Genomic DNA, 15,820 nt, shown 5'->3' with positions numbered 1-15,820 from the left:
TTAGTGCAATTCGTGTTTCACTTTTTCAAAAACCACAGCCGTATTACAGCCACCAAATCCGGAAGCCGTCTTCAGGAAAAATTGAATAGTTGCCTTTTCATTCTTCTCAATTACATTTATAGTTTCACTTACGCCGATTTCATCAAATCCTTTGGATTCAAAAAGCAGATTCTGATTGGCAGATTCAATTGAAATAACGGTTTCTAATAATCCTGAAGCGCCTAAAGTGTGACCGTAAAATCCTTTCAGACTGTTTATCGGGACATTTTGTAAACCTAAACGGTTTAAGGCGATGGCTTCCATTTCATCATTGAACGGAGTCGCGGTTCCGTGTGCTGAAATATAATCGATTTTATCGACTTCAATTTGAGCTTCTTTCAACGCATTCTGAATACTTCGGTACAAACCTTCACCTGTTCTCGACGGACCGGAAATATGATTGGCATCGTTTATCGAACTGTCTCCAATCACTTTTATTTTTGCGTTTGTGGCATCCGTTGAAAGTAAAACTGCAGCCGTTGCTTCGCCTAAACTTACTCCGGTTCTGTTTTTAGAATAGGGCTTGCAGGGCAAATCACTCATGGCCTGAAAGGCATTAAACCCGGATAACACAAACTCCGAAACTTCATCGCCGGCAATGACAAAAGCATTGTCATACAGTTCCGACTGAATTAATCTTTTGGCAACGGAAATCGCTAAAATTCCGGAAACACAGGCATTCGAAACAACAATTGGCTGCGTTTGAAATCCGAAGAAATCGGCAATATTTTTTGCTAAAACATCCAAATGAGCATTTTGAAAACTGTCGTCTGAATCCTTTTTTAGCGCTGTAACATTTCCTTTTGTAGTCGAAAGGATAAATGCTGTTTTGGAATTTAAATCAATTTCTGAATTTTTGATAATAGGTTCTAAAGCCAGAATCATCATTTTCTCCAGACGGGAATATTTTGTATCAGTGCTGATTTTCTCAAAGGCACTGTTTAGTTTTTCATTATTTATAATTGAAGCATAAAACGGCATCGGCATCAGAGAAAGATCGTCATGTAATTGAATACCGGAATCACCACGAAGAATCGCCTCGGTATTCGATTTGACATCAAACCCTAAAGGTGTTATACAATTGGTTTCGGTGATATAGATTGCTCTTGTCATTTTTCTTTTTTTCTGGCGGGTAAATCGGCCACAGATTGTACGGATTAAAAGGATTAACGCAGATTTTTTATTTTGTAATTATTGAAAATTAGTGTTCTACGTTAATAACCCTACTTTTCTCTTCCATTCTTCGTAGAAAGGAGGATTGGTCAGCATTAAATTTCCGTCGCCGTCTAAAAATACCTGAACAGTTTCGCCAGTGCAGGCTACTTCGCCTTTGGCATCGATTATTTTAAAACGGTAAATCATTTTAGCAGCCGGAGTATCCACTACGGTTGTTTCTATCGTTACCACATCGCCGTAACGAAGGGATAATTTATGCTCGCATTTTGATTTTACAATCGGGGTCGTGTAACCTGTGTTGCCAATATCCAGGTAGGTAAGTCCGTGCTGGCGGCCAAACGCTTCCCGTCCATCCTCAAAATAGGTAATGTAATTTCCATGCCAGACAATGCCAAGCGGATCAGTTTCGTTAAAACGAATTCTGATTTCGTGCGTTACCGTCAGGTCAGTGGCTTCGTTAAACTGTTCTTTTCTTTTTGTCATAAAATAATGCGATGGAGGTTGTGATGATAAAAAACAAAAACAATAAACTTATTTTTGGAATGATTTCTAATAACGTTACGTTGCGCAGCAGGACATCGTAAAAGGCTTCCAGTCCCCAATTCATAGGAGACGATTTGGCTATGACCTGCATGATTTTCGGCATGGCGAAAACAGGAACCCAGACTCCGCCAATCGCTGCTAATATGAGTACACTCGTTGCACCAAACGGCGCAGATTGTTCCTGGGTGCTGGCAACAGTTCCTAATAAAATTCCGAATCCGATGGCGGCAAATCCTGAAAATAGCGCCACGACACTCATTAAAAACAAATGCCCTTCGATATTTAAAGGAGGCAGGCCAATATGCGGAAACAGAAAAATCGCAACCGCAACCATCATATAAAACTGAATCATACAGATCACAGAATACGTAATGGTTTTTCCGATGATGACAATCAGATTGGAAACCGGATTGGTTAACAATCGTACGAATGTTCCTTGTGATTTTTCTTTTACGATATTGATAGACAACGGAATTACAATAAAGAATATGGCAAAAAGCGTCCAGGCCGGAACATTATGCTGCACCGAATTGGGAAGAATTTCTTTGTTGTTTATTTTCGGAATGATTTCTTTAAACGTAATAAAACTCTTTTGTTCGAATGAAGCAGTGCCTTCTCCTAACTGATTCTGAAAAGTGGTATAAATTGATTTAGTCTCGATTTGTGAAATCATTTTATCAATAGAACTCATGACCGCATTTTTAAAACTCATCTGAACCGCCGGATCAAAATACAATTTCACTTCTTTTTCCTTGATTATTTTAGAAGGTTCCGCCGTTGCCGTGCTGTCGGTTAAACCCATACTGCTGACAATTTTGGCTACATTCTGATCAATTTTGGTTTGTAAATCGACACTCAGGTTTTTCGGAATTACAATCGCCAATTGAAATTTTCCTTTGTAAACGGCTTCTTTGGCAACTTCTTCCGTAATGGGTTTGTTGTCAATCTGAGTGACAACGCTAAACAAATTGCTTTTTTCGAGATTATCAAAAACAGTTTTAGAAACAGAACCTTTGTCATTGTCGACCAGTAAAATCGGAATTTTAGTATCGCTAATGGTTTTAAAAGTACTGTCCTGTATTAAAGTTACCGTGATGACAAGTACCAAGGGCATGATAAACAAAATAATCAAACCGCCTAAATCGCGTTTGAGCAGTAAAAATTCTTTTACGACCGACATCCAGATTTTATAGACCATCTCTTAAGTTTTTACCGGTTAATGAAATAAAAACTTCTTCGAGATTTCTGGCTCCGGCAGTAGCAGCAATCAAACCGGAAGGAGTTCCCTGCGCATAAATACTTCCCTGATCCAGAATAGCAATATTGGTACAGAAATCTTCCGCTTCGGCTAAATGATGCGAAGTATAAATAATGGTAGTTCCGTTTTGATTTAAGAGTTTCAAATAATCTATAATTGCATTTTTGGATTGAACGTCAACGCCTACGGTTGGTTCATCTAAAAACAAAACTTTCGGATTGTGCAGAATTCCGGCAATCAGGTTTACTCTTCGTTTCATCCCGCCCGAAAAGGTTTCGATGCGTTTATCAGCGAATTTCAAAAGCCCTAAAAGATCTAACGTTTCGATTACTTTATCTTTCAGATAGGAACCTTTCAGACCGTACATGCTTCCAAAATAATGCAGGTTTTCCCTGGCGGTTAAGGTTGGATATAACGCATATTCCTGCGGTACAACGCCAATAATTTTTTTAATTTTTGAAGCATGACTGGCGTAGTTCAGATCATGAATAGTAAAATGACCTGAGGTTGGTTTTACTAATCCGCAAAGCATGGAAATCAAAGTTGTTTTTCCGGCTCCGTTCGGACCTAATAATCCGAAAATCTGGCCTTCGTATATGTTCAGCGAGAAATCGTTCAAAGAATACAGTTCTGCATTTTTGTACTTTTTCGAAAGGGATTCTATTTTTATAATGGGATGCAAAATATGTTTAGCTAATTGCTTTTTTTAATTTTTTGAAAAAGAGTTCTTCTCTGTTGGCAATGTCCAGAAGTTCATCGGCAATAGTATTGTAGGCATCTTCTTTGGCACTTCTGTTTTTATAAATGCGCGATGCTTCTACGGCAAAATCACGCCATGAATCTCCAATTTGGGTCATTTCCTTAGAAAGTACTTTCAGTTCTTCATTGTTCAGAATAACCGAAGCTTCCTGTAAAAAAGCAGCATAAATAAAACGGAAACCACCGCCTCCGGTTCCAATTTCCTCCTGCATTCGTACCATTTGCGCCAGATAATGATTGGCTTTTTTAGTGCCGTGTTTTACAGGCCATTTTCTAATTTGTCTGGATACAAATTTAATTCCGCGGACACCAATAATGGGCATGGGAGCCAGCATGTCGCGACAGGTATTTTTGATCCCTTTCAGGATGGCACTTTTCAAATCTACCTCTTTTGGAATCTGAATCGGATAATACATTTGACCCCGTGGTGCAAAAGCACCTTTGGCAAAACGTACCTTATCTAATTCGTCATGCGTTAAAGTAGTAACGGTTTCCATTACAGGATCACTTACTAAATAGTCCGTTTCGGTTTTGCCATAAACAACTAAATTGTGCGCGTTAAAATGAAAGCGGTATTCATCAGGGAAATAACTCAAATGATACACACCAACTTGTAATCCGGTTGGAATATTGTTTTTTAAATTCGCATCCAATGCTGCATTGGCACTTGCTACGGAAGAGAATTTTTGTCTTTTAATTTTTAGATTCAAACGGCTTGCCACCTTATTAAAAATCTGTCCGGGCAATGTTCTGTAACTAATTGCCGGGGCGTGATTGACTTTTATAAAAGGGAGGTATACGAAAAAAAGCCCGGAACCAATCCCAAAAACCATCGGTTCACTGATGCTCAGTCCGTTGTTTTTTAACAAATTCGAAGCTACTCCATTCTCGCAATGGGCAGATTGATGATGTGTGAAATTAGTTTGCATTAGTCTTTTTTGATATTTTTTAGTTCGGCTATTGATATCTCAAAAGCGTCGGCATATTTCTGTAAAATAGTATCGTTTAATTTGGCAAAAACGGAGGGTTTAAAATGTCTTTTCACACGCCATTTCCACATTCCGACATAACTTGCCAAAATGGTCAGATCCATTTTATTGCGTTCCATATAATAACAAATCGGACTTGCTTTACCAGTTTCAACCTGCAATTTTGCTTCGGCAATCCTTTCGTTAATATCATCAATAGAATTGGAAAGTGCAATTGTCTTTGGTTCCCAGCCGGTACTTAAAGTCGTTGTATAATCCCCGTTTTCGTCGGTCGCGTATAACAATTCTTTCAGGTTGTTTTTGGTTAAATTGCCTTTGTCCTGTGGTACTTTTTCTTTTTCCATGACAGTTTAGTTTTCTATTGAAATTAGGATACTACAGTCGAAATTGATTTTTGAATGAACAAATTAATTTCGCACTCTAAAAGTTTTTTTTCTCCCAGTACACTTTCGCAGCTCATCGTACATAAAGTATAATCGTCGCCTTCAAATTTAGAAACCAGATTTGCTCTGGTAATAATGGTATCGTAAGCTTTTGGCAGTTCGTGTATTTTTAGGTTTTTTATAGCACTGATAAAACCAATTACATTTATGTTTTCGTTTTCTGAACCATTCTCGTCAAAAAAATATTTTTTCCCGACTATAGCAGAACAGGTTTGTGCGGTATTTTCTATGAGACCAGCTTCGATAAAAACATCGTTACTGACAAATATATTGTCTTCTTTTATCAAAAATACGGTTTCTACGTAACTGGCATCTACATTCAGAATTAAATCGACCATGAGCATAGGTGGCCGGTGCGGTAAATAATTCTGGATGTCAACAGCAGTTCTCATACCGATATTATTTAGCTAAAACGGTTTTCATTTGTCCGTTAGCGATTTCTTCATTGTTTAAAGTCGTTACGATATCGACCAGAGTAATTCCGGCAAATTCCTGTATAATGGTTACCGTAGACTGAATCGTATCATTGACTTTAGGTAATTTCTTAATCTTAATTTCTTTTATAGAACCAATATAACCTGTTGGTGCTATTTCGTTTTTCAAAAAGAAGTCGTATCCGGTATGTAATGCGACAGACTGGGCCATGTGCTCAATTAAACCGGCTTCCAGAAAAAAATTATGGTCAGCAAATATATTATCGTCTATAATCTTCAGTCCGGAAACTAACGAGTTTTCGGTAAACGAATACATTTTATCTACCATTACAAAAGGAAACTTTTGTGGCAGTAAATTCTCGACAGCTTCTTTTTCTAACACTAAAGTGGTTTCCATTAGCAAACGGTTAAATAGGCATAGGCAAAAGAAAATCTCCCGCTTTCGGGAACTGATAAAAGAATACGGTCTCCCTTTTTCAGATTACCGGAATTCATTAATTCTTCCAAAGCTAAATAAATAGAGGCAGAACCCACATTTCCAACTCGTGAAAGATTCATGAACCATTTATAATCGGCCATTCCGATTCCTTTTTCCGTCAGACCTTTTTTTAATCCTTCCACAAAAAAGTTAGAAGAAACGTGCGGCATAAAATAATCCACCTGATCTGCTGTAATATTATTTTTCACCATGGCATCTCTCATGCTTTCGGCTCCTTTGGAAAGAATAAATTCGTCCAGTATTTTCACATCCTGTTTGATGGCAAAAACAGATTCCTTCAGCCATTCTTCAGGGGCATAATCGCTCCATGCTTTGATTTCGCCATTTTCTAATTTATCACCTCCGGCATACATGCAGGTTTCTAATTCGTACGCATAAGAAAAAGCTTCCATCCATTCGATTTTCAGGGAAATAGGTCCTCTCGGTTTATTTTCCAGTAAAAAAGCTCCGGCTCCATCAGATAACATCCAGCGTAGAAAGTCTTTTTTGAACGCAATAATAGGCTGCTCTTCCAGGCTTTTTAGATTGGCTGCTTCATGATTGTACATTTGGGCATTCAGCCAGGTCGAAACTCTTTCAGATCCTGTGCAAATTGCATTTTTGGAATTTCCTGATCGTACGGAAAGGAAACCAAATTTTAAGGAGTTCATTCCCGCGCAGCAAACACCGGTTGATGAATTTAATTCTACTGATTTATTTTTTAATAAACCATGTACCATTGCAGCATGCGAAGGCAGGAAAACATCAGGTGTTGAGGTTCCGCAGGAAAGCACTTCAAGATCTTGTGCAGTGAAGTTTTCATCAAACAATTGCACAACAGCGTTTCGGGTTAATTCGGCATTGTTGTGTGTACTCTTTCCTGTTTTATCTATGGCGTAATAACGACTTGTAATTTTATTATTGCGCAAAATAATGCGTCTTGCTTTTGAAGCGGCATCATTGATGAGTCCTAAGTAATCTTCCATTTCGTCATTAGAAACAGCTTCATTTGGCAAATATTTTGCAGCTTTGGTAATATATACTTCAAACATAATCTAATTTCGTCTACTAAACTCCCTGATAATATTGAGTTTCTTTTTTTATTTTTTTTAACTTAACGGGATAGGTAATAAGGTGCAATATATATACTATTGGTGAGATTAACCATATCGCGAGGAATAAATAAACATAAAATAGTTTCAGCAGCTTTTTTCTGTTTTTTTGATTTTTATAAATCAGGTTTGACCATTTATTGAAAATTTTATTGGCCGTTTTATCTACTGTTACCAGATACGGGCTAATTTTAACTCCTCCAATGGCCACTAGTCTGGGCTGCAATTCGTTTAGTTTATTCTGATTAAAATGGGAAAGTATCACTTCTCCGAACTTATCTGATTCCTGAATGTCTTTGTCTGAAACTCCCGGTAACGGAAAAATCCCCAAATACTTTTTCTTTACTCCGGAGAACATCCATTCTACAATGGTAATCACACTGATTAAATTTCCGACACGGTCTACCAGTGCTACATTTCCAACTAATTCTGCATTTGCTTCCTGCAATAAAACCTTGATTTTTTCCTGCGCCATGATCCACATATTTCTGGAACCGCTGATGGTTATGACAGGCGTATTATTCAGTATTTTTTTGCCTGAATCACTTTTCAAAAATGAATTGATGGGAATAGAAGGGGATAAGTACCAAACCTGATAATGAAACAGGATCAAGTCATACTTTGTATTTAAAATTTCTTCCGGAACCGGTTTTAATGCTGTTGGTATTTGAAGAAAAGTTTCCGGGAAAGCATCAAAAAAAGAAGTTTTATCCCATGGAAACGGAAATGGCTGCTCTAATTGTATTTCATGAAAAGTTACCTGGATCTCTTCTGAATTAAGGAATGGTTTTGCAATATTTTGTGCAATCGATTCCAGTTGTCCGGATTGGGAATAATAAATGACAAGAACGTTTTTCATTTCGGTTTCTGGCTTTGGTTATCGCTAAAGTAGTTAATTTTTCGGAATGAATTTCCTGATTTTGTCCGACCGTTTTGTATGTACCCATTGCGGCCATGTGGAGGAATCCTCTGCATCATAAATTCGTATTTTCTGATCGGCATCTTCAATTAACAAATCATCCGGTGTGCAGTCTAAAATTAATGCTGCAGCAGCAATACCGGAATACGTTGCACCGGTAACACCATGTGAAAGCGTACAGGCTCCACAAAGAAATAAATTGTCAATCTCGGTTTTGTTCTTGTAGGCAAAAGGTCCCACCTGATTAAGTGTTTTTTCGGTTCCGTATACATTCCCTTTAGTTGAATTAATATAGAATTCGTTGGTTTTTGGCGTTCCTAATTCGGCCTGAATAATATGTTGTTTCGCATTCGGGATTATTTTTTCGACATTGTTCATGAGTTTGTTGGTGACCTTTTCCTTGAAGATTTTGTATTCTTCATTGTGGTAATCCTCTAAACCGTTAAAATCATCCAAATGCTCATAATTGACATAAGTAACAATTTCGAAATTATGATATCTTCCATTAAAACTTGCAGGATCTTTAAGGGTCGTACAGCTTATAAAAACAGCAGGAAACGAATCGCCTTCTGCAATATCATTATTCATTAAATCTTCAAAATTGTCATCGTCATTTTCATCTTTCATCATCCAGATATTTCCGGAATCAATTTTAAACCGGGTAACATCAATGTCTAATGTCAGAAATAAAATCAATGAAGTAACCGAGTATTTTGTTTTCTGAAGTTTCTTCAGCAGGGAATTGCTAAGGTGTTCTTTTTCGATCAGGTTTAAATACGTAATCGAAGGATCAGCATTCGAAACGATATTTTTAGCAAATATTTTTTCGCCATTTTCAAATGCAACACCAATGGCTTTTTTATTTTCTATGATAATTTTAGATACATTTTGCTGTACGCGAACTTCGCCTCCATGTCTTTTTATTCCGTTTGTCATCGCTTTTACGATACCGCCGCCGCCGCCCATCGGATAATAACCGCCATCAAAATAATGACTCATTACAGAACAATGTACCGGGAAACAGGCTCTGCTTGGAGGAAGGCCATGATCTCCACATTGAATGTTAAGAACGGCTTTCAGCATCGGATCTTTAACATGCCAGGCCACTACCTTTTTTAAGGGGAATAAGGCAAATTTTCCAAAATGTTTGGTTCGGAATGGCACCGTTATTTTTTGCCACCAGCCTTTTAATTTTGGAATTAGCTGAAGTTCATAACTTACTTTTTCGACTAAGGAAAGATATTCATCAATGTTTTTTTCTTCAGCAGGGAAATGGGCAGCAAGTGTTTTTTTTAGATTATCAATTCCGGCCGGCAAGTCAAAAGACTGATCACCAATTAAGCAATGTTCGTAGGCGTTTTTATTCATTCGGAAAAAAACCAGGTCATTGGCAATTCCCAAACCGCGATAAAGTTCATTGGTAGAGGAACCTTCTTCAAGAAGTCCTACATAATGTACTCCTGGGCTGAAACGTTGTCCGTTTAGGGTAAAACTATGACTCCAGCCTCCGGGAACATAGTGCTGCTCCAGAATTAAAACTTTTTGTCCTGCTCTTGCCAGACAAATACCTGTCGCTAAACCTCCAACTCCGGAACCAATGATAATCGTGTCGTATTCTTTCATGCCTTGTTTTAAGATTTCCTAAAAGTATAAAAGAATGCCCATCAAAAGCAGTACGTTGTTTTATTTTATCTTTATTTTTTAAGCTGATTCCAAAAATCGAAATAATTGAACCATTGTAAAGGGTATTTCTGTAAAATAGTTTCTACACTTTGTACATATTCTTTCAGCAAAGCCTTTTCGTCACGATGTTTTACGGTGGCTTCTCTTGCGTATAAATGATAATGTAAGTTGGGCTCTTTCATGACATAAACGAAAACAACAGGGACTTGTAGACGGGAAGCGATTAAAAAGGGACCTGCAGGGAAATGAGCTTCCTGGCCCAGTATTTTCTCGGAAAGGGATTTTGTTCCTTCAAAATAACGATCACCGGTAAAACAAACCAATTCATTATTGGTTAAGGCCGAGTTAATCTCAAAAATATGAGACAAATCGTCTTTGATGATGATAAATTTTACGGTAGGTTTCTGAGCAAGACTTTCAAGGTAGTTTTTGATGGCAGAATGTTCTAAATCCGTAGTAACAAGATTAATGCTGAAATCAAGATTAATATCGCCTAAAAAATGTTCGGCAATTTCAAAATTCCCAACGTGTGCACTAATAAGCACTCCGCCTTTTTTTGCTGCCAAAAGATTTTTTAAAACATCAATTCCGTCAAATTCATAGGTGAATTTATTTCGCATTCCTGCCGAAATAGAAATTTTATCAATGATGGTCTGTCCAAAAGTATAATAACTTCTGAATACCATTTTTTTCGACTTAAACCGGGAATATTCTAATCGTTGATTAAAATAGTAGAAGATAGCACTGTTGCTTTTTTTCAGGAAAAGAAAATAATAAGATGCTACAAAGTACAAAAGTCCGTAAGCAGATCGAATACCCATTTTTTGTATTAAAAAAACAAATATTCTATATCCTAAAACGGTACCTTTTGATTTACCATCCCATTTGCTCATTAAACAGCTTTGGCTTTTAGTTTCGTTTCAATCAGGTCATAAAAATTCTGAAAAGAAGCAATTCCAACAAAATCGACTTCTACCAGTTTTACTCCAAAGTTAGATTCAATAGAAACGACTAAGTCTACATAATCTAAACTATCTAAACCTAATGTGTCTTTTAAATTAGCGTTTGGTTCAATATCGTCTCCGTCAACTTCAAATTCTTCAACCAAAAAACTATTAATTCTTTCTATTATTTCTTCTTTATTCATCACTCAATTAAACTTTTTAACTACCAACGCCGAGTTGGTTCCTCCAAACCCGAAGGAATTGGACAAAAATATGTCAAATTTTTTGTTTAACGTAGTTTTAACTAAATTTAATTTTGAAGCATCTTCATCCGGATTTTCTAAATTGATGTTTGGTGCGATAAAATCATGCTGCATCATTATTATAGAGTAGATTACCTCACTTGCCCCGGCCATCCAGCATTCGTGTCCTGTCATTGATTTTGTAGAACTAACGTAAGGATTTTTCTCACCAAAAACTTCAAAGATCGCTTTGGCCTCATTACCATCTCCAACTGGGGTTGAAGTCGCATGAGCGTTAATGTAGTCAATATCTGACGCTTTTAATTTGGCATCGTCAAGTGCTCGCTGCATCGCAGTTGCAGGCCCTTCTACATTTGGAGTCGAAATATGACCTCCGTTGGACGAAAATCCGTAACCCGCTACTTCGGCAATAATCGTAGCGCCGCGTGCTATTGCAGATTCGTAACTTTCTAAAATTAAAGTTGCCCCTCCGCCACTCGGAATTAACCCGTCACGGTCTGCATCAAAAGGTCTTGACGCTTTTTCAGGTTCATTTTCCCTTGAGGAAAAAACCCCTAAACCGTCAAAACTGCTCATAGCATATTTGTTGATTTCCTGCGCACCACCGCAAATAATGATATCCTGAAAACCGCTTTTGATTAAAAAATAGGCCAGTCCAATGGAGTGTGAACCACTGGCACAGGCTGCACTTATAGTAAGATTGATTCCTCTTAGCTTGAAAATTGTAGATAAATTCATGGTTACCGTAGAATTCATCGATTTAAAAATGGCTCCGGAACCAATTAGGGCAGTGTCTTTTTTCTCGCGGACAATGTCTGTTGCATCAATAATAGCTTTAGAAACACTATCGTTTCCGTACATGATTCCAACTTCGCGGGTGTCAAAAAAGGCATCGTCGATATTGGCATTTTTCAGGGCTTCGATAGTAGCCATATAAGCATATTCGGTTTCTTCACCAATGCTCATACGTTGTCTGCGGGACAGTAAATTTTTGAGATCAGTTTTAGGAACCATACCGGTTAAGGCAGATTGAAATCCAAATTCCTTTCTTTCAGGGTCAAACTGAATACCCGATTTTCCGTTGTATAGGGATTCCTTTACTTCGTCTAAAGAAGTTCCGATACAGGAATAAATTCCCATTCCAGTAATTACAACTCTCTTATTCATCGTCTTTCAAAGTAATTTTAAGAATATATTCCTCCGTTTATATTGATAATTTCTCCTGTAATGTAGCTTGCTTTTTTTGAAATCAAAAAGCTTACCAAATCAGCTACTTCTTCGGCTTCGCCAAAACGATTTACCGGAATTAGTTTTAGTAATTCTTTTTCATCCAAGGCACTGGTCATATCTGTTCGGATAAAACCGGGTGCCACTGCATTTACAGTAATATTTCTTTTGGCAACTTCCTGGGCCAACGCTTTGGTAGCTGCAACAATTGCTCCTTTTGCAGCCGAATAATTGGTTTGTCCTGCTGTTCCTTTTACTCCGGAAACAGAAACCATATTCACGATTCGGCCATATTTGTTGCGCAGCATTTTCTGAATGAAAAACTGCGTTACATTAAAAAATCCGTTTAGGCTTGTATTGACCACTCCATTCCAGTCTTCGGGAGTCATCCACATAAAAAGACCATCTTTTGTAATTCCGGCGTTGTTAACAATGGCTTCAACAATTGCCTCAGGATTTGCTTCCTGCCATTTTGTTAAAGTATTTTGTACTTCTTCAAAATTAGAAACGTCGAAACCTAAAATTTCGCCGGTTGCCCCTAATTTTTGTATTTCCTGAAGTGTTTCTTCGGCAGCAGTTTTGTTAGAATGATAATTAATCAAAATATGATAATTGGCATCAACGGCTAATTTTTTACAAACCGCGCTTCCAATTCCTCTCGAACCACCTGTTACTAATACACATTTCATTTAGGTAAAATTTATTTTTTATAGTTTATTCCTGTTGTCGCCCTTTTATTGGATTGGCGCTTTCATAAATAAAATTATTTTTTCTTTTTGGTCACTGGTTTTGTCGCGGCTTTTGTTTCTGCTTTTGGCTTCTCAGCAGCGATTTCACCGGTGTTGTTTTTTTCTGTTGTTTTTGAAAATAATTCAGCGTTTTCAAACCATTGATTCCCTAATACCGTTCCATCCGGTTTAAGAAATCCCCATTTTCCTTCATTTTTTACTCTTGCTATACCATCAATGAATCCTTTGTCCTGTTGTACGAACAAAGCAATAATCAGACCGTTTGAAGTAATACCGTATTGGGTAGGGATTATTAATTTTCCGGTTTCATTGATGAATCCCCAGTTTTTTTCTTTTACGGGGGCCAGTCCATTTGAACTGAAAACCTCGGCATCACTGTAAGTTGGCGGAATAATGAATTCTGCTTTTGTGTTAATGTAGCCCCATTTCGATCCCACACAAACAGGAGCTAAATTTTTCGAGAATGCTCTTGCTTTATCATAAATAGGCAGAATTGCCCAGTTTCCTTTTAAGTCAATGAATCCGATTTTTCCGTTCTTTTTCGCATACGTTAAATCTTGTGTTTCAAAATCCCAGATTTTTTCAGCACCTTCAACCGGAATAAAATTTCCGGCACTTACAATTCCAAAAGTTTTATCTTTTCGTGCCCAGGTTGTGTTTTTAAAATAATTGCCTATTTCATCGTAAACAGGTTCTACTACTTCTTTCCCGGCAGTAGTAATGATTCCCCATTTTTTATTCAGTTCCACTCTTGCAAAACCATTTTCGAAAGGTTTGATCTGGTCGTATTTCGGGTCTAAAACGATTGTCATTTTAGGATTAATCAATCCAACTTTGGCGTTCTGTCTGAAAAACGCGACCCCATCATTAAAATCAAATACTTTATCAGAAACCAGTGCTTTTTGAATTTCTCCCTTTGTATTAATATAAACCCAGTCTTTGTCTTTTTGAACAATGGCAATTCCACTGTTAAAATTCTTGGCATCCTTAAAATCAGCAGGAATTACCCAGGTTCCCTTACTGTCAATAAAACCCCATTTTCCATTATTTTCTACAGCAGCCAAACCTTCAGAAAAACTTTTGGCCGATTTATACTGAGGCTCGATTTTAAAACTACCATCTTTGGAAAGATATCCAATTTTAGCATTTTTTTTGACCAAAGCCAATTCCTGACTATTAACAAACTGAATAAATAATAACAATAAAAAAAAGAAATATTTTTTCATGGGTTTAAGATTCAAGATTAATAATTGTGTACGGTTTAACTGTTTATAAGGTAATCTTTTACGTTTTGAACAAAAGGATACATCACCTGATCTTCCTTAAATGTCGGAACTATATTTCGAACATCATCATACCATTTTTTGGTAACAGATGAAATTTTATCTTTTTGGCCTAAATAATCAATTGCCTGAACGATTGTAATCATTTCAATACTTAATACTTCAAAAGCATTTTCGATTACTTTTGAGGTAATCACGGCAGCATTTGTTCCCATGCTTACAATATCCTGATTGTCATTGTTGTTCGGAATACTGTGCACATACATTGGGTTCGACAGCATTTGGCTTTCGGCAGTGGTTGAGGTAGCGGTAAACTGAACACCCTGCATTCCGAAATTAAATCCTAATGTTCCCAAATTTACAAATGGAGGAAGTATTTCGTTGATTTTCGAATTCAATAAATAATTCAACTGACGTTCTGCCAGCATCGTTAATTTGGTAATAACGATTTTCAATTTATCCATTTCAAGCGAAATATAATCGCCGTGGAAATTACCTCCGTGATAAACGTGTTTGTTTTTTACATCGATAATCGGGTTGTCGTTTGCGGAGTTAAATTCGTCCTCCAGAATAGAAGCAACATTATTGATTGTTTCTAAAACCGGACCTAAAATTTGAGGTACGCAACGTAGGGAATAATACTCCTGAACTTTTTCTTTGAAAATTTCTTCGGTATTTTCTCCTGAATATAAGTGATCTTCTCTTTTACGGATTAAAGTACTGTCCGAAAGATTTTGTCTCATTCTTGCCGCAACTTCCTGTTGTCCTTTATGACGTTTGGTTTGGTTTAATTCTTCAGAAAAGTGATCGTCATACGCCTGAACCAATTCGTTGATGGCGCAGGAACATTTTAACGACCAGTCTAATAATTTATTGGCATGATGTACATTTACCACTCCAATTCCGGTCATAACCGAAGTTCCGTTGATCAACGCAAGACCTTCTCTGATTTCTACCTGAATGGGTTTTAAACCTTCAATTTCGAAAACTTCCTGAGTTGGTCTTCTTTCACCTTTATAAAAAACTTCGCCTTCGCCGATTAAAACTAAAGCCAGATGTGACAATTGTACTAAATCTCCACTCGCACCAACACCACCGTGTTCAAAAATTAAAGGGGTAATATCTCTGTTAATCAGCTCGGCCATTAAATGAATTACAGACGGGTGAACGCCTGAATTTCCTAATGAAAGCGTATTAAGTCGTGCCAGGATGGCTGCTTTTGCACATACAGGACTCAAAGGTTTTCCTGTTCCGGAAGAGTGGCTTCTAATTAAATTATATTGTAACTGAATCTGGTCGGATTCTTTAATCCGGTATTGAGCCATTGGTCCAAAGCCCGTATTTACTCCGTATATTACTTTGTTTCCCGAAAATTCCTTTAAAAAATTAAAGCTTTCATTTACTCTGTTTAAAACAATATCGCTAACAACAACTTTATTATTTCCAAAGATAATAGACTCAAATTCTGCTAAACTTAAATATTCATTAATTGTATTCATTAAACCGGTTTTGATTGTGCTA

Annotated in this window: 17 protein-coding genes; all 17 read right to left on the bottom strand. The window is 37.2% G+C overall.

Annotated elements, in window-relative coordinates; genetic code table 11:
- Positions 1–1,152: a beta-ketoacyl-[acyl-carrier-protein] synthase family protein gene (locus EV142_RS03390; RefSeq protein WP_132032706.1), complete on the bottom strand. Its 1,152-nt coding sequence runs from the start codon at positions 1,150–1,152 to the stop codon at positions 1–3.
- Positions 1,153–1,248: 96 nt separating this feature from the next.
- Entirely contained in the window at positions 1,249–1,698 is a 450-nt protein-coding gene (locus tag EV142_RS03385) for an acyl-CoA thioesterase (RefSeq protein ID WP_132032704.1), read from the bottom strand.
- Positions 1,673–2,956, bottom strand: a complete 1,284-nt coding sequence (locus EV142_RS03380; protein ID WP_162304643.1) for an ABC transporter permease — start codon at positions 2,954–2,956, stop codon at positions 1,673–1,675. The genes EV142_RS03385 and EV142_RS03380 overlap by 26 nt, the downstream gene beginning before the upstream one ends.
- Positions 2,946–3,698 carry an ABC transporter ATP-binding protein gene (locus EV142_RS03375; protein WP_132032702.1) on the bottom strand — a complete coding sequence of 251 codons (753 nt, stop codon included), beginning with the start codon at positions 3,696–3,698 and terminating at the stop codon, positions 2,946–2,948. Before EV142_RS03375 ends, EV142_RS03380 begins: the two co-directional genes overlap by 11 nt.
- Positions 3,699–3,705: 7 nt before the next feature.
- Positions 3,706–4,704 carry a BtrH N-terminal domain-containing protein gene (locus tag EV142_RS03370; protein ID WP_132032700.1) on the bottom strand — a complete coding sequence of 333 codons (999 nt, stop codon included), beginning with the start codon at positions 4,702–4,704 and terminating at the stop codon, positions 3,706–3,708.
- Positions 4,704–5,108 (bottom strand): hypothetical protein, encoded by a 405-nt coding sequence (locus tag EV142_RS03365; protein ID WP_132032698.1) that lies wholly within the window; start codon positions 5,106–5,108, stop codon positions 4,704–4,706. The genes EV142_RS03370 and EV142_RS03365 overlap by 1 nt, the downstream gene beginning before the upstream one ends.
- Before the next feature lie 23 nt (positions 5,109–5,131).
- Positions 5,132–5,599 carry an ABC transporter permease gene (locus EV142_RS03360; RefSeq protein WP_132032696.1) on the bottom strand — a complete coding sequence of 156 codons (468 nt, stop codon included), beginning with the start codon at positions 5,597–5,599 and terminating at the stop codon, positions 5,132–5,134.
- A 7-nt stretch (positions 5,600–5,606) separates the two neighbouring features.
- Positions 5,607–6,038, bottom strand: coding sequence for a hypothetical protein (locus EV142_RS03355; protein ID WP_132032694.1), 432 nt, complete (start codon positions 6,036–6,038; stop codon positions 5,607–5,609).
- On the bottom strand, positions 6,038–7,171 hold the full coding sequence (locus EV142_RS03350; protein WP_132032692.1) for a beta-ketoacyl-ACP synthase III: 1,134 nt from the start codon (positions 7,169–7,171) through the stop codon (positions 6,038–6,040). Before EV142_RS03350 ends, EV142_RS03355 begins: the two co-directional genes overlap by 1 nt.
- A 16-nt stretch (positions 7,172–7,187) precedes the next feature.
- Positions 7,188–8,090, bottom strand: a complete 903-nt coding sequence (locus EV142_RS03345) for an NADPH-dependent FMN reductase family protein (protein ID WP_132032690.1) — start codon at positions 8,088–8,090, stop codon at positions 7,188–7,190.
- Between the two features lie 33 nt (positions 8,091–8,123).
- On the bottom strand, positions 8,124–9,773 hold the full coding sequence (locus tag EV142_RS03340; RefSeq protein WP_132032688.1) for a phytoene desaturase family protein: 1,650 nt from the start codon (positions 9,771–9,773) through the stop codon (positions 8,124–8,126).
- A gap of 71 nt (positions 9,774–9,844) precedes the next feature.
- Positions 9,845–10,726: an LpxL/LpxP family acyltransferase gene (locus EV142_RS03335; protein ID WP_132032685.1), complete on the bottom strand. Its 882-nt coding sequence runs from the start codon at positions 10,724–10,726 to the stop codon at positions 9,845–9,847.
- Positions 10,726–10,980, bottom strand: a complete 255-nt coding sequence (locus tag EV142_RS03330) for an acyl carrier protein (RefSeq protein ID WP_132032683.1) — start codon at positions 10,978–10,980, stop codon at positions 10,726–10,728. The genes EV142_RS03335 and EV142_RS03330 overlap by 1 nt, the downstream gene beginning before the upstream one ends.
- 3 nt (positions 10,981–10,983) lie before the next feature.
- On the bottom strand, positions 10,984–12,207 hold the full coding sequence (locus tag EV142_RS03325; RefSeq protein WP_132032681.1) for a beta-ketoacyl-[acyl-carrier-protein] synthase family protein: 1,224 nt from the start codon (positions 12,205–12,207) through the stop codon (positions 10,984–10,986).
- Positions 12,208–12,224: 17 nt separating this feature from the next.
- A complete protein-coding gene (fabG, locus tag EV142_RS03320; protein ID WP_132032679.1) occupies positions 12,225–12,956 on the bottom strand; it encodes a 3-oxoacyl-ACP reductase FabG in 732 nt (243 codons plus the stop codon).
- A gap of 74 nt (positions 12,957–13,030) precedes the next feature.
- Complete coding sequence (locus EV142_RS03315; protein WP_132032677.1) at positions 13,031–14,242, bottom strand: WG repeat-containing protein; 1,212 nt, start codon at positions 14,240–14,242, stop codon at positions 13,031–13,033.
- Positions 14,243–14,277: 35 nt separating this feature from the next.
- Positions 14,278–15,798 (bottom strand): HAL/PAL/TAL family ammonia-lyase, encoded by a 1,521-nt coding sequence (locus EV142_RS03310; RefSeq protein WP_132032675.1) that lies wholly within the window; start codon positions 15,796–15,798, stop codon positions 14,278–14,280.
- Positions 15,799–15,820: the final 22 nt, after the last annotated feature.

Source organism: Flavobacterium circumlabens, from assembly GCF_004345565.1.
In the GTDB taxonomy this organism is placed as follows: domain Bacteria; phylum Bacteroidota; class Bacteroidia; order Flavobacteriales; family Flavobacteriaceae; genus Flavobacterium; species Flavobacterium circumlabens.
The sequence above is the reverse complement of the archived record's forward strand: the minus strand, read 5'-3'. Positions and strand labels throughout refer to the sequence as shown.

What these genes read in the sequence shown, in the direction of transcription:
- EV142_RS03390 (WP_132032706.1), bottom strand. Translation starts at nt 1,152, where the DNA reads ATGACAAGAGCAATCTATATCACCGAAACCAATTGTATAACACCTTTA.
- EV142_RS03385 (WP_132032704.1), bottom strand. Translation starts at nt 1,698, where the DNA reads ATGACAAAAAGAAAAGAACAGTTTAACGAAGCCACTGACCTGACGGTA.
- EV142_RS03380 (WP_162304643.1), bottom strand. Translation starts at nt 2,956, where the DNA reads ATGGTCTATAAAATCTGGATGTCGGTCGTAAAAGAATTTTTACTGCTC.
- EV142_RS03370 (WP_132032700.1), bottom strand. Translation starts at nt 4,704, where the DNA reads ATGCAAACTAATTTCACACATCATCAATCTGCCCATTGCGAGAATGGA.
- EV142_RS03365 (WP_132032698.1), bottom strand. Translation starts at nt 5,108, where the DNA reads ATGGAAAAAGAAAAAGTACCACAGGACAAAGGCAATTTAACCAAAAAC.
- EV142_RS03360 (WP_132032696.1), bottom strand. Translation starts at nt 5,599, where the DNA reads ATGAGAACTGCTGTTGACATCCAGAATTATTTACCGCACCGGCCACCT.
- EV142_RS03355 (WP_132032694.1), bottom strand. Translation starts at nt 6,038, where the DNA reads ATGGAAACCACTTTAGTGTTAGAAAAAGAAGCTGTCGAGAATTTACTG.
- EV142_RS03350 (WP_132032692.1), bottom strand. Translation starts at nt 7,171, where the DNA reads ATGTTTGAAGTATATATTACCAAAGCTGCAAAATATTTGCCAAATGAA.
- EV142_RS03345 (WP_132032690.1), bottom strand. Translation starts at nt 8,090, where the DNA reads ATGAAAAACGTTCTTGTCATTTATTATTCCCAATCCGGACAACTGGAA.
- EV142_RS03340 (WP_132032688.1), bottom strand. Translation starts at nt 9,773, where the DNA reads ATGAAAGAATACGACACGATTATCATTGGTTCCGGAGTTGGAGGTTTA.
- EV142_RS03335 (WP_132032685.1), bottom strand. Translation starts at nt 10,726, where the DNA reads ATGAGCAAATGGGATGGTAAATCAAAAGGTACCGTTTTAGGATATAGA.
- EV142_RS03330 (WP_132032683.1), bottom strand. Translation starts at nt 10,980, where the DNA reads ATGAATAAAGAAGAAATAATAGAAAGAATTAATAGTTTTTTGGTTGAA.
- EV142_RS03325 (WP_132032681.1), bottom strand. Translation starts at nt 12,207, where the DNA reads ATGAATAAGAGAGTTGTAATTACTGGAATGGGAATTTATTCCTGTATC.
- fabG (WP_132032679.1), bottom strand. Translation starts at nt 12,956, where the DNA reads ATGAAATGTGTATTAGTAACAGGTGGTTCGAGAGGAATTGGAAGCGCG.
- EV142_RS03315 (WP_132032677.1), bottom strand. Translation starts at nt 14,242, where the DNA reads ATGAAAAAATATTTCTTTTTTTTATTGTTATTATTTATTCAGTTTGTT.
- EV142_RS03310 (WP_132032675.1), bottom strand. Translation starts at nt 15,798, where the DNA reads ATGAATACAATTAATGAATATTTAAGTTTAGCAGAATTTGAGTCTATT.